General features: G+C 41.2%; 10 protein-coding genes. 7 read left to right on the top strand and 3 right to left on the bottom strand.

Features of this window, described 5'->3' with window-relative positions; genetic code table 11:
• Positions 1 to 101: 101 nt before the first annotated feature.
• Together K08M4_RS17200 and K08M4_RS17205 are read left to right on the top strand one after the other, a co-directional pair.
• Entirely contained in the window at positions 102 to 569 is a 468-nt protein-coding gene (locus K08M4_RS17200; protein ID WP_086050773.1) for an Lrp/AsnC family transcriptional regulator, read from the top strand.
• A gap of 208 nt (positions 570 to 777) precedes the next feature.
• The gene (locus K08M4_RS17205; protein ID WP_086050774.1) at positions 778 to 2,340 is read left to right on the top strand and encodes a methyl-accepting chemotaxis protein; all 1,563 of its coding nucleotides are present in this window, start codon (positions 778 to 780) and stop codon (positions 2,338 to 2,340) included.
• Positions 2,341 to 2,525: 185 nt separating this feature from the next.
• On the opposite strand, the gene tkt is transcribed toward K08M4_RS17205, so the two are convergent.
• Together tkt and tal are read right to left on the bottom strand one after the other, a co-directional pair.
• Positions 2,526 to 4,517, bottom strand: coding sequence for a transketolase (tkt, locus tag K08M4_RS17210; protein ID WP_086050775.1), 1,992 nt, complete (start codon positions 4,515 to 4,517; stop codon positions 2,526 to 2,528).
• Between the two features lie 90 nt (positions 4,518 to 4,607).
• The gene (tal, locus tag K08M4_RS17215) at positions 4,608 to 5,558 is read right to left on the bottom strand and encodes a transaldolase (RefSeq protein WP_086050776.1); all 951 of its coding nucleotides are present in this window, start codon (positions 5,556 to 5,558) and stop codon (positions 4,608 to 4,610) included.
• A 459-nt stretch (positions 5,559 to 6,017) separates the two neighbouring features.
• Between tal and K08M4_RS17220 the strand changes: the two genes are divergently transcribed.
• The 3 genes from K08M4_RS17220 (at position 6,018) to K08M4_RS17230 (ending at position 11,732) form a co-directional block, all read left to right on the top strand.
• Positions 6,018 to 7,010, top strand: a complete 993-nt coding sequence (locus K08M4_RS17220) for a sugar-binding transcriptional regulator (protein ID WP_086050777.1) — start codon at positions 6,018 to 6,020, stop codon at positions 7,008 to 7,010.
• 271 nt (positions 7,011 to 7,281) lie between these two features.
• Complete coding sequence (locus tag K08M4_RS17225; protein ID WP_086050778.1) at positions 7,282 to 10,299, top strand: M6 family metalloprotease domain-containing protein; 3,018 nt, start codon at positions 7,282 to 7,284, stop codon at positions 10,297 to 10,299.
• A gap of 548 nt (positions 10,300 to 10,847) precedes the next feature.
• A complete protein-coding gene (locus tag K08M4_RS17230) occupies positions 10,848 to 11,732 on the top strand; it encodes a LysR family transcriptional regulator (RefSeq protein ID WP_086050779.1) in 885 nt (294 codons plus the stop codon).
• Here the strand turns inward: K08M4_RS17230 and K08M4_RS17235 are convergent, their stop codons facing one another.
• Complete coding sequence (locus K08M4_RS17235; protein WP_086050780.1) at positions 11,733 to 12,191, bottom strand: A24 family peptidase; 459 nt, start codon at positions 12,189 to 12,191, stop codon at positions 11,733 to 11,735.
• 210 nt (positions 12,192 to 12,401) lie between these two features.
• On the opposite strand from K08M4_RS17235, the gene K08M4_RS17240 reads away from it, so the two are divergent.
• Both K08M4_RS17240 and K08M4_RS17245 read left to right on the top strand, forming a co-directional pair.
• Positions 12,402 to 12,608 carry a Flp family type IVb pilin gene (locus K08M4_RS17240; RefSeq protein WP_086050781.1) on the top strand — a complete coding sequence of 69 codons (207 nt, stop codon included), beginning with the start codon at positions 12,402 to 12,404 and terminating at the stop codon, positions 12,606 to 12,608.
• 50 nt (positions 12,609 to 12,658) lie between these two features.
• Positions 12,659 to 13,435, top strand: a complete 777-nt coding sequence (locus K08M4_RS17245; protein ID WP_086050782.1) for a pilus assembly protein CpaB — start codon at positions 12,659 to 12,661, stop codon at positions 13,433 to 13,435.
• Position 13,436 lies beyond the last annotated feature (1 nt).

The raw sequence follows: 13,436 nt of genomic DNA on the forward strand, positions 1-13,436 counted from the left end.
TTGTGATTATTATTTCAAAAATAACCTATAAAGTTACCTACGATTTTTAAATTGTCGTAAAGTAAGAAATTATCAATCACAAAACCATGGTTTAAGAAATTATGGAAATAGACCGTATAGATAGAAGCATATTGGTTGAGCTTCAGAAGAACAACCGGATCCCAAATCAATCGTTAGCCGAGATCGTAGGGCTATCACCTCCGGCTTGCTTAAAGCGAGTGAAACGATTGAGGCAAGAGGGTGTGATAGTCGGTGATGTATCGATCATTAACCCTGATCTTACTGGTAGCAAGATGACCCTAGTTGTGTCCGTGGAAATGGAGCGCGACCGAGGGGATATCTATCAAATTTTTCGCCATTCTATTTCTAAGGCTGCAGAGGTCACTCAGTGCTATCAGATCTCAGGTAGCTTTGACTTTATGTTGATTGTTACGGTCAAAGACATTCAAGCTTACGAAGACTTTGTTGAGCGAGTATTACGCAAAGATCTGAATATTCGCAAGTTCCACACCTCAGTCTCTATGAGAACCGTGAAATTTACCACTGCAGTTAATTTAGATGAGTCATGACTTTTAGTCAGATAGAGGTGTGAATAATTAGATCAAAGGCATAAGAGTTAGAGAAGAGGCTTAGCGTTCAGAGTTTTGTGACATGCATAGGTTATTTTTGTATAAATACTAGTCATCTGTACAAAATGTTACTTTCATATTTTGTCATAACTTTAATAATTGTATATATTCCTCCGCTACAATAATAATTAACCGAAGTTAATACCAAATGACTGTCAGTTCAGCTTCTAAATCTCGTGAAACGCTTTTAAGCGAAAATGAACAACTTGTCTCGACTACTGACCTCAAAGGTGTGATTACTTACAGTAATGACGCTTTTTGCCACATTGCAGAATACAGCCAAGATGAATTACTAGGGCAACACCATAATATTGTTAGGCATGCTGATATGCCGAAAGCGGCTTTTGCCGATATGTGGGTGAATCTAAAACAAGGCAAGGCGTGGCGTGGGATCGTAAAAAACAAGACTAAATCTGGTGGATACTACTGGGTTGATGCGTACGTTACCCCTATTTATGATGGCGGGAAGGTAAGTGGCTACCAGTCTGTTCGTGTTAAGCCGAAAAGCGAATGGGTACAAGTTGCAGATAAGGCTTATCAAAGCTTATTGAAGGCTGAAAAGTCGGGTCGTCAATGGTCGTTACAGATCAGTGACACTGTTCGTTATGCCGTGTTATTAGGTTCCCTTGTTGCTCCTGTGATTTCAAACCTAATCGAAGTAGGGCAAGTATCGCAATGGTTGTTGAGTCTACTCCCTGTTTCAGCGCTAGCGTTGCTTTTCCGACAAGAACTTATTGAAACCCCATTACAGTTGAAAAAACTGCAATCTAAATTCGATAGTGTCAGTCGCCTTGTCTACTCAGGTAATAGTCAGTTCTCTGTTGCCGATTTTCATTTAAAACTATTGTCTGCTCGAATCCGCACCGTATTAGGCCGCATGACAGACTCTGCCAAGCCACTACAAGATTTGGCTGACAACCTTAATGCGACGTCATTTCAAGTGACTGAAGCGCTTGATCAGCAAACGAAAGACATTCTTCAGGTGCGCGAAGCAACGGAAGAGGTTGAAGTGACCGCCAATGAAGTGTCATCTCGTACCGAAGAAGCCCACCAAATTGTCGACGTTACCCTGCAAACTTGTGCTGGCGCGAAAGAGAGTATTGATCAAACCCATCGTAGCCTTGAAAACTTGGCATCTCAGGCAGAGAAAGCGACACACACGACTTACCAATTGAGCGACCAAGCGCAAAGCGTGAGCAAGATAATGGAAGAGATCGGTGGAATTGCCGAACAAACCAATTTGTTGGCGCTGAATGCTGCGATTGAAGCGGCGAGAGCGGGCGAGCAAGGACGAGGTTTTGCCGTTGTTGCCGACGAAGTCCGAGCACTATCTGGGCGAACGTCAAAGGCTACGGTTCAGATCAAAGAGAGCATTGATACCATGCTGGCGACGATCGAAGGCTGGCAGAAAGATATTCTGGCGAACCGAGATCAAACCGACGCGTGTGGCGATGTTGCTAAGGTGAGTGCAGAGCGTTTATCTGAAGTTGAAAACCTAATGCAGTCGATGAATGAATTGATGCAGTCTGTTGAAAGCTCTGCGCATAAACAGCGTCAGCTATCGAGTGACGTCAACCTTCATATGCAGTCTATCGCGTCAACCGCCGAGCAAAACCTAGTGGCGACACATTCAGTGAAAGATCATTCGAAAGAGCTCAAAGAGCAAGTGAATGAATTCTATCACTTAGCGAAGCGTTTCGAAGAAAAATAGCGGCTATATTTAAGTCGAGCGAGAAATAAGGAAAGCCTTGCGATATTAGCAAGGCTTTTTTGTGGGTCAAAAGGGCAGTTTACAGAAACAGATTAACAGGCAACAGCTACAAAAAAGCCCCGCATTTTCATGCGGGGCTTTCAGTATGCATCAACCCACTTAAGGGCGAGACAATTTAATCAAGACTAAGCAAGAATCTCTTTCGCTGTGTTTACTACGTTTTCAGTAGTGAAACCAAACATCTTGAATAGCTCGCCTGCTGGTGCAGATTCGCCGAACGTTGTCATACCGATGATCTTGCCACCGAAACCAACGTACTTGTACCAGAAGTCAGCAATGCCAGCTTCTACTGCGATACGTGCTGTAACGTCTGACGGAAGTACAGACTCACGGTATTCCGCGTCTTGCTTGTCGAATGCGTCAGTTGCAGGCATAGATACTACACGTACCGCTTTACCTTCAGCTGTTAGTTCAGCAGCAGCGCTAACCGCTAGCTCAACTTCAGAACCCGTTGCAATGATGATTAGCTCTGGCTTACCAGCACAATCTTTCAGGATGTAACCACCCTTAGCGATGTTTGCTACTTGTTCAGCGTCACGATCTTGTTGTGCAAGGTTTTGACGAGAGAAGATAAGTGCAGAAGGACCATCTTTGCGCTCGATTGCCAGTTTCCAAGCAACAGCAGACTCAACTTGGTCACATGGACGCCATGTGCTCATGTTTGGAGTCAGACGTAGAGATGCGATCTGCTCAACCGGTTGGTGAGTTGGACCATCTTCGCCAAGGCCGATAGAGTCATGAGTGTAAACTTGGATGTTCTGAGTTTTCATCAGAGCCGCCATACGCATAGCGTTACGTGCGTATTCCATGAACATTAGGAACGTTGCGCCGTATGGTACGAAACCACCGTGCAGAGCGATACCGTTCATGATAGCCGTCATACCGAATTCACGTACACCGTAGTGGATGTAGTTACCAGAGAAGTCTTCAGCTGTTAACGACTTAGAACCAGACCACATAGTTAGGTTAGAAGGCGCAAGGTCAGCAGAGCCGCCCATGAATTCAGGTAGCATAGCACCGAACGCTTCTAGAGCATTTTGAGATGCTTTACGTGATGCGATGTTTGCTGGGTTAGCTTGAAGATCAGCAATGATTGCCGATGCTTTATCTTCCCACTCAGCAGGAAGGTCACCGTTTACGCGGCGTTTGAATTCAGCTGCCAGCTCAGGGTATGCTGCTTCATAAGCTGCAAGTTTCTCGTTCCACGCTGCTTCCTTAGCTGCGCCTGCTTCTTTCGCATCCCACTCTGAGTAAACTTCCGACGGAATTTCAAAAGGACCGTGCTCCCAACCTAGTTGTTTACGAGTTGCTGCAATTTCGTCAGCGCCTAGTGGTGCACCGTGACAGTCGTGCGTACCTGCTTTATTTGGAGAACCAAAGCCAATCACTGTTTTAGTACAGATTAGAGTCGGACGAGGATCCGCTTTAGCTGCTTTGATAGCCGCGTTGATAGCGTCAGCATCGTGACCATCTACTGCAGGGATTACGTGCCAGCCGTAAGCTTCAAAACGCTTAGGAGTATCGTCAGAGAACCAACCTTCAACTTCACCATCGATAGAGATGCCGTTGTCATCCCAGAAAGCAACCAGCTTACCAAGACCTAGCGTACCCGCTAGAGAACATGCTTCGTGAGAAATACCTTCCATCAGACAGCCATCACCCATGAATGCATAAGTGTAGTGGTCTACGATGTCGTGGCCTTCTTTGTTGAACTGTGCAGCCAATGCTTTCTCAGCCATCGCCATACCAACAGCGTTAGTAATGCCTTGACCTAGAGGACCAGTCGTTGTTTCGATACCTGGTGCGTAGCCGTACTCCGGGTGGCCTGGAGTCTTAGAGTGCAGTTGACGGAAGTTCTTAAGATCTTCAATTGAAAGCTCGTAACCTGCTAGGTGAAGCAGAGAGTAAATCAGCATAGAGCCATGGCCGTTAGACAGGATAAAACGGTCGCGGTCAGCCCACTCTGGGTTTGCTGGGTTATGGTTTAGGTGAGAGCGCCAAAGTACTTCAGCGATGTCAGCCATACCCATAGGTGCGCCAGGGTGGCCAGAGTTTGCTTGTTGTACGCCGTCCATGCTTAGAGCACGAATAGCGTTAGCTAGATGTTTGCGGTTCATAATTGCTTCCAAAATTGATTCGAAATTAAAAATTCGTGGATAGATGTAAAAGAGGAACGAAATTCGTTCCTCTTATTTATTCGGTAGTGATTACAGCTTAGCTGCGATCATGTCTTCTAGTTTGCCTTGGTCAACTGCGAAGTTGCGGATGCCCTCAGCTAGTTTCTCTACAGCCATTGGGTCTTGGTTGTGGTCCCATAGGAACTCAGCGTGAGTCATTGCAGCAGGACGCTCTTTAGTACCGTTAGAGTCGATTAGCTTCTCTACTACTTCGCCTTCTGCTGCTTCTAGGTCAGCTAGAAGTTGAGGAGCGATAGTTAGACGGTCACAGCCCGCAAGTTCAAGGATCTCGCCGATGTTACGGAAGCTTGCGCCCATAACAACAGTCTTGTAACCGTGGTCTTTGTAGTAGTTGTAGATATCAGAAACAGAGATTACGCCTGGATCTTCTGAAGCTTCGAAATCGCGACCTTCTTTCGCTTTGTACCAGTCCATGATGCGACCAACGAAAGGAGAGATTAGGAACACGCCAGCTTCAGCACAAGCACGAGCTTGAGCGAAAGAGAATAGAAGCGTTAGGTTACAGTTGATGCCTTCTTTCTCTAGGATTTCAGCTGCACGGATGCCTTCCCAAGTAGAAGCCAGTTTAATAAGAATGCGGTCGTTAGTGATGCCAGCGTCGTTGTACATTTTGATAAGTTGACGAGCTTTAGCAACGCTGCCTTCCATGTCGTAAGAAAGACGAGCATCTACTTCAGTAGAGATACGGCCAGGTACAACTTTCAGGATTTCTTTACCGATGTTTACGTTAAGCATGTCGCAAGTATCTTGAACTTGCTGTGCTTTATCAGCGCTTTGCGCTTTAGCGTATTCGATAGAAGCATCGATTAGAGGAGCATACTCAGCAATTTGAGCGGCTTTAAGAATTAGAGATGGGTTAGTCGTTGCATCTTCCGGAGTGTACTTGCTGATAGCTTCGATATCGCCAGTGTCAGCTACAACAGTTGTTAGTTTACGAAGTTGCTCTAATTTATTGCTCATTTTGATCATCCTATGTATCGCAGAACACCCCTTTAATGGGAGAGGTGTGGGCATTTGCAAGCTAACTAATGAAGTTCTCAATGGCTGTACCAGTGAGCCTAACTTACATTAATTTAAATTTTTCTCCGAACGAACATTTGCACAGAACATTTGATCGCTCGATGAGTAAATGATGTAGCCATATTTATCCGATCTAGCACCAAAGTCAACGGTAAATAGTGCGGTATGGTGACTTCAGTCAAATATATTTCGCTCTAGTAACCATGGGCTATCCAAGCAAACGTTTAACGAGCAAAGTAGGATGATCTAATCAATAATAAAACCAAGGTTATTATGGTGAGCAAATGTTCCTTGTTGTTACATATGTTCAGGGTGTAAACTTATGTATCACTTGTTTAGGCATCGAACATTTGCTCACTAAGCAGGTAAAATAATTGTTAAATATTGGTTAAGTGGTATATGAGTAACAATATCCAAGATGTTTCCGAAGAAAATACTGATCTCCTAACCGAAGTCGCCGTTGCTTACTATCAAGATGGCGCTACACAAGAAGAGATCTCTAAAAAATTCTCTATCTCTCGTGCAAAGGTTGGTCGAATGCTCAAACAAGCCCGCGATGAAGGGATTGTTGAGATCACCGTGAAATACCACCCAGTATTCAGCGCGAAGATCGAACAACGTTTGATCGAACGATTTGGTGTGAAGCGTGCGCTTGTAGCACTAGATCAACCGAACGAAGAGAAGCAACGTCTTCAAGTTGCAGGCTTGGTGTCTAATTACCTAACTAGCACACTGAAAAACGGCATGGTAGTGACGGTCGGCCAAGGTCGAAACGTATCGTCGGTTGCTCACCATACTGGGGTGATTACACCGCGTGACTGTAAGTTTGTATGTGGCATTGGCGGTATTCACCCAAGAGGCGGTATGTTTAATGCTGACCATATATGTAGACAGCTAGCCAAGAAGTACGGTGGTTCATCAGAAACTTTATATGCGCCTGCTTATGCAGAGAACAAAGCACAAAAAACCGCTTTTATGGAAAACAGCACCGTTAAGCAAACATTGGATCTAGCTCGTAAGGCCGACGTCGCTTTAGTGGGTATTGGTGATATGAGTGAAAACAGCTATATGGTCGACCTAGGTTGGTTTACGGCGGGAGAGGTCGTTCAATCTCGTTTACTACAAGGTGTAGTCGGTGATTTTGCGGGCTATGACTTTTTCGACGTGCACGGTAAAGCGGCAAACACAGTAATGAGCGACCGAGTCATCGGCTTAGGTTTGGAAGAGTTCCGTCCTATCGCGGAAGTAATAGCCATCGCTGCCGAGAACAGTAAGCCATTAGCTTTGTTAGGTGCACTAAGAACAGGTGTGGTTGATGTGATTGCGACCAGTGTAAGTAATGCTTTAACAGTACTTAACTTAGATGAGCAGTTGAAGCATGCGTCTCCATAGTTAATTCTTTTGTAAATATCTATTATTTTAATAAGTTCGCGGATTAATTAAACCATCCAATAATAAAAGATAGAGTTATCCATTATCTATCTTTTATTGTTATAAATTTATACGCTCATAATTAATTCTTATATAAGTATTTTATAAGTATTACTTATAGGTTTAGTCAGAAAGTTAATTGGTTAATATAATTATTGGTTGATACAGTCTCGTTTTATTTAACGAGTGAATTATCTCTTTCTGAGAAAGTTTGCCTAACGAGATTATCCTAATGAGGACAAAATTAATTTGTACATTTATTACAGCACTCATTGCTGTTTGCTCTGTACAAGCGACTACTTTACCTGCGCCAACTTGGCACACAATGACCTTTATTGATGGCAGTACAAAAGAACTGCGCTTAATGGGGTCTCAATATATGTTTTGGTACCAAGACCATTATGGTCACCTATACGTTCAGGGTGTTGATAATCAGTGGTACTTTGCTAAATATGAAACAAGTGAAAAAGGAGGGGGGAGTGTTGTTTCAACTGGGGTGTTGGCTTCGAGTGATACTGAAATACCCGTTGAATCAAACATAAAAAACCTAAAGATTGATCCAATACATATCAATGAATCTTTTGACTCACCCGCTGCGAACCACAAAAGATTTACCCCAATGAATACTCAACGCTCACACCTAAACAGTCCTTCGAAAAAAAGGATCACTGAGCAGGCCTTATTGGTAATACAGGTCAGTTTTTTAGACGAACAGATTGAAAATGATTTTCAGTCGACGATATTTGGTGAAAACCAACAAAGTGTTCAAGATTATTTTCTAAAAAATAGTTATGGGAATTATAAAGTTGTTCCTGCCAAAGAAAATGAAGGAACAAAAAATGATGGTGTTATTAATATCACGCTGGATATAGATCATCCTAACTGCCATTCAAAGTCTGAGAAAAACTGCCAAACTAAGCTTAATAATGTGTTCACAAAGGCATATGAAGCGCTAGATGTTGACTTCGACCTTTCTCAATATGATTCGAACAACGATAATAGCATCTCAGCTCAAGAGCTGTCAGTCATGTTTGTCTTTGCTGGGAATGACAAATCTAGTGGTACACGAAAAACCCCGACAATTTGGCCTCATAAGTATGCTCATAGCACTGTCGAGATCGATGGAAAACGCATTAGTGCTTATTGCTTGTTCGCCGATTATCAAGGTGACCATCAGTCAACAATGGGGGTGATAGCACATGAGCTTGGACATCTGATGTTAGGACTTCCAGATTTATATTCTTATCAGCATGATGGTTCTATTGGTCATTGGGGGTTAATGGGAGGGGGCAGTTGGGGGAGAAAACCGACGGATCAGTATGCTGGCGAAACTCCGGTCAACATGTTGGCTTGGAGTAAAGAGGCATCTGGTTTTTTAAAGCCGAAAGTTCTCTCCAATAACGGGAGTATTGAAGTTGGTACAATCAAGGGTGAAAGCGTTATCCACCTTGACCCTTACCTTAAACAGTTTGGGCCTCGTGCTTATGTGGAAAATAGACGCAAAAACGATTATGACCAAGCGCTCCGTGGTGAGGGGTTATTAATCACAGCCGTGAATATAGATAACCAATTCAATAGTTCTGGTCCGATGCAAGTACAGGTATTCCAAGCCGATGGAGAGGGGTTATTAGAAAATGGATTCTCGTCTGGAGACACTGGCGATGTCTTCCCAGGTAGAGAATCGGTTACCAATCTCTCCGATGATTCAGAACCTTCCTTAACAGCGATTACGGCGGGGCGAAAGACGGATATCTCAATAACCAATATTGTTAGCGATGATACCAAAGCGAGTTTCTCTTTGTTGGTACCTAACACCAACAACAAATCATCTTGGGTAACCTCTTTTGGGAGAACATACCCACGTTATGACGCGAATATTAATGTTCTAGGTTTCCCCATTGATGTGGTCAAGGGAAACCAAAGTATTGGAGGAATTCACTTTTACGCGAAAGCAACGAGCGTCGCGATGCCGATGTTTTATCGTTTGGTGGAATATCCATATCAATCAAGATTCGGCAATGCAGTTATTGACGAGCAAGCAGCTCGATTGTTACACAGAGGCATCGCGAGGCAGGGCGGCGGACAAATCATTTTCGACGAGAAAATTAAGCTTGGGCTAGGCACAAAGTTAATTGTCTTAGAGATTGAGAATGGTACCCCTGAATACTCAACTCAGTTTTTAGATGCGTATTTAGGGGATGGACAAAGGAAAAGTCAATTTTCAGGATCTATTTCTGATTACAAAACTCGAGGGTTGAGTCGCGGTTTCGGTCAGAATTTCCCTTTTGCAGCGCTTTTTGAGTTGCCAATAGATGCGAGGCCAATTGCTGTCGATGACATGATATCGACCGAGGAAGATACCCCTTTTATGCTTAATTTATTGGCTAATGATATCAATTTACCGAAGCCAAATAATTACTCTTTTGAAATCGCTCAGAAGCCAATGAAGGGCGTGATAAAGGATGGAACCTACTTCCCAAAGGTTGACCAGTTTGGCCGTGACAGCTTCACATACCGTTTGGTAGATAAGCTAGGGTATGAGACGGATTTTGCTAGTGTGGAAGTTGATATTAAGCCTGTGAATGACGCGCCAAAGTTAACAATAGATAGGCTCGAGGTGACGTCTAAGCCTGGTGAAACTGTTACTTTTACGGTAACCGATATTACCGACGTCGATTCTTCTGAGCATCAAATTATGTGGTCTCAAATTCAAGGTCCAAGCCTGAAATTAAGTGGTTCACGCTCCAAAGTCCTACAAGTGATAGTACCTAGTGATGCTCTGGAAGGAGAGCGATACCGATTTGCAATTTTGGTACAGGACTCGTCAGGAGGTTATGCAAAGCAATCTGTAGTACTGGATGTGCGAAGATCACAAGTTTCATTATTGGGCACCAAATCGCTGCAAGTAAAATATGGCGATACAATCGATTTAGTTCCTATTATTAACGGAGATGTTTACCGATTATCTATTTTAGAATTTCCACGCAGTGGTATTGCAAACATTGTAGATAGTAAGATCATTTATAATGCTCCTGCTCAACGTAAGCTCGCTTTATATGACACTATTAGATATAAGGTTTTATCGGCCGATGGTGATGAGTGGGTTGGGTCGTTTGATATAGAAGTTTTACCGAGTGTTTCAAACGCATCATCTGTGTCATTAAGTCAAGATGATTCGTCAGGAGGAAGCTCCTCACTACCAATCCTCTTTATATTGTGCATGCTCCTTCGACTACGAAAGCAACGATAGAATAAATTGAAATAAAAGAGCTATATTTATTGGCTCTTTTTATTTTTCTGCACATACATGAGATAATCGAAAAAAGAATGTTCTGTCGCACTTCTTTCCCTTAGGTTACATCAATAGGTGTTTAGTTGCATTTTGGTGTAACACTGATCACAAAAATAGATAATGGTTACTTTGAGTGTTTTTTGAGCTTTAATCCTATGCCGTGGGAATATTTACATTAATTTCAACGATTTTCGTCAACGAAAAGGTGGAGAGTGCATAGGTTTTGGTTATAATTGTGTTGATTGTCATTTGCATTGGAAAGGTGTTGTGTAAGGGCTTTGGTATGTGAATGACACACAAAACATGTTGTTTGTAAAAGCACATAAGGATTTGTGAATCAGTTGTTGGTTGTGGTGGGTGTGTTTATTTATATAGGTGCATATAAACATTATTTATGAGTATATAAATAATGTTTTTTTGTATCTGAATGACACTATTGTTACTTTGACGCTGATTTTTAATAAGAATAATTAATAAAATAACGCAACATCGGGGTAGTTTGCACCATGAAAAACGTCAACAGGTCTATCGACGTCAAATATTTAAGAACATTTTCGCACGTTGCTAAACACAAAAGTTTTACAGCAGCCGCTGAGTCTTTATTTATGACACAACCCGCTGTATCTCAGCATATTAAAAAGATCGAAAGTACAATCGGGGCGAGTATTTTTGATAGGAAAGAGGGATTTTTACTCACTAAACACGGAAAAGTATTACTTGATTATGCAGACCAAACAATGTCTATGTACGAAAGATTGTTTGAAGATTTGGAAAAGGTTGAATTAAGAGACCAATTCAATATAGCGATTTCTGAATCTTTTTGCTTCGATATGGTTGAGCGTGTAATCAATGAATTTCGAATGTTGAACAATATAGACTTGTCCATAAATAGTTTCACAAAGTCTTCTTTATTGGATTCTTCTCGTTACGATTTGATTTTTTCAATGGATAGAATTTCACAAGAGAATGGAAAATCCTATCAACTGAATACCGTTAACTATGTTATCGCGCATTCTAATTCACTTGATCCGCATGAGTGTTATCCGCAGAGAGTTGTTTTTTGTAGTTCTCTTCCCAAATCTTATGTACAAGAGATACTCAACGATTATAAAATTGACTCAAATCATGTGACGAGTTGGGTGAAGACAAGTTCATGCCAATTCCTTAAAAATGAACTGGAAACGAATGGAACTATTTTAATATTTCCTGAATGGTCGATACGTCACAATAAATGCAAGACAATACCATTACGTCAAAAAGTAAACATGTACGTTTGGTGTAGTGATGAAATTTCACAAGAGTTAGAGGCGTTAGGTATCAAAGATAAGATTCAACAATTATTTCAAATCAGTGATATTTCTAGCCCTATATTAGAGCACAATATTATGTAGTCAGTTTGCTAAAATGGATATAGTGCTAAAAAAGAAACAGCTCATAGCAATAGGTATTCCGTAAGGAATGCCTTTTGTAAAGCTAGGTAATCCTCTTACCTTTCCTACTATGTACATTGCGAAAACCAAAAAGCCTCCTAGAAAACCTATACAAATCAACGCTATCGTAACTAGATTTGGCTGTATGCCAATGATTAAGGCACAGAGTAACTTCACATCTCCAGCTCCTATCACTTTTAGATACCAAAGTATAAAAAACACCACGAAACATAAAATCGCAATGGGTAGTGATGACATCAAGTAACCGTTATTTAACGCGACAATATTACTAAATATCAAAGCAATTTTGTTTAGGTTGTTTGGGATTTTTCTATGCCAACCATCAAAGAAGCATACAAACGACAGTATTAAAAAATTTGTTGATATTAATACAATGTTAACTAATAAATCTATATTCATAGTTCTAGGGTATACTCAATAAATTTTCATTTCAACAGATGTCGCGTTTATCTTATTTATGGCTTTATAAAAATACCTTATCCCAAGGCTCAATAAATTTGTGTTATGTGTCCATAATAACTATTAATTTGATGTATGTTTTTGTATCAGGTAAATTTTCCTCGCAATTTCAATTAGACCAATGGTCAATATACTTTTTATAGGATTATTATGTACTACAAAACTTTAGCAAAAATGGCTGAACTTAAAATGAAGTTCGAAGATGATGTTCGTGGTGTGACTGCAGTTGAATACGCAATTATTGCAGTTGTAATGTCAGGAATTATATTAGCTGCGTTCCAGAATGATACTATTTCAGGAGGAATAAAGACGGCACTTGATGCTGTAAAGGTTGATCTAGAATCAGCTAGTAAATAGTTGAAATATAATAATCTATAAGGGGCTCACGCCCCTGTTTTAGGCTTAATATGAACAGAATAATCATTCTTCTTCTTGTCGCTTTATCTATTTTTTCAACGCTGATTTATATTAATGTTAACTATATTTCAACTGACGAAGAGCCACTGGAGGTTCACGAGAAAGAAGAACCTAAAGTTAGTATTTTAGTTACTCAAAAAGAAATTAGACGTTCTCAACCTTTAATCCCCAAGTTTTATGAGCAGAAGTTCGTTCACATATCTGATTTAGATGGTAATTACTATACGTTAGAAGACGATTTGGTTGTTAAACCTGGCGCTCTTTTTAAAGATGACATCAGTAAAGGCACTTATTTAACACAAGATATGATATCCAACCCGGGAGACCGAGATTATATGTACTTGTCACTAAATGATGGTGAATTACCTTATTTTTATGAAGTGACAGGTATTGGAGTCGTACAAACTGCAACTCTTACCCCTGGTGATAAAGTGAGTTTTGTTTCAACAACTTCTTCAAAATCAAACCTGATCGAGAATGGGTATGGTGATATTGGCGATCTCGTTAGCCGAGTAATTATCAGTGGAGCGCGTGTTTTACAGGTAATAAAAGGCAGTAAAGATAGTGACTCCGAAGATGCCGATGATAAGAAATACAGTTTAGTCATTGCATTAAATATGCGGAGTGTTTTGAAGCTAGAAATGGCTCAAAAAATTGGTGATGTGAATATTATTCCATCTGAAATAGAAAACCAATATTTATCTATCCGCAGTAGTGACCTTTTAGAAACTCAGTTTGGTGTCAGAGAATTACGTGGTAAGGAATAAC

This window comes from Vibrio syngnathi, from assembly GCF_002119525.1.
In the GTDB taxonomy this organism is placed as follows: Bacteria; Pseudomonadota; Gammaproteobacteria; order Enterobacterales; family Vibrionaceae; genus Vibrio; species Vibrio syngnathi.

Excerpts from the sequence above, each read along its gene's own strand:
- K08M4_RS17200 (WP_086050773.1), top strand. The coding sequence starts at position 102 with ATGGAAATAGACCGTATAGATAGAAGCATATTGGTTGAGCTTCAGAAG.
- K08M4_RS17205 (WP_086050774.1), top strand. The coding sequence starts at position 778 with ATGACTGTCAGTTCAGCTTCTAAATCTCGTGAAACGCTTTTAAGCGAA.
- tkt (WP_086050775.1), bottom strand. The coding sequence starts at position 4,517 with ATGAACCGCAAACATCTAGCTAACGCTATTCGTGCTCTAAGCATGGAC.
- tal (WP_086050776.1), bottom strand. The coding sequence starts at position 5,558 with ATGAGCAATAAATTAGAGCAACTTCGTAAACTAACAACTGTTGTAGCT.
- K08M4_RS17220 (WP_086050777.1), top strand. The coding sequence starts at position 6,018 with ATGAGTAACAATATCCAAGATGTTTCCGAAGAAAATACTGATCTCCTA.
- K08M4_RS17225 (WP_086050778.1), top strand. The coding sequence starts at position 7,282 with ATGAGGACAAAATTAATTTGTACATTTATTACAGCACTCATTGCTGTT.
- K08M4_RS17230 (WP_086050779.1), top strand. The coding sequence starts at position 10,848 with ATGAAAAACGTCAACAGGTCTATCGACGTCAAATATTTAAGAACATTT.
- K08M4_RS17235 (WP_086050780.1), bottom strand. The coding sequence starts at position 12,191 with ATGAATATAGATTTATTAGTTAACATTGTATTAATATCAACAAATTTT.
- K08M4_RS17240 (WP_086050781.1), top strand. The coding sequence starts at position 12,402 with ATGTACTACAAAACTTTAGCAAAAATGGCTGAACTTAAAATGAAGTTC.
- K08M4_RS17245 (WP_086050782.1), top strand. The coding sequence starts at position 12,659 with ATGAACAGAATAATCATTCTTCTTCTTGTCGCTTTATCTATTTTTTCA.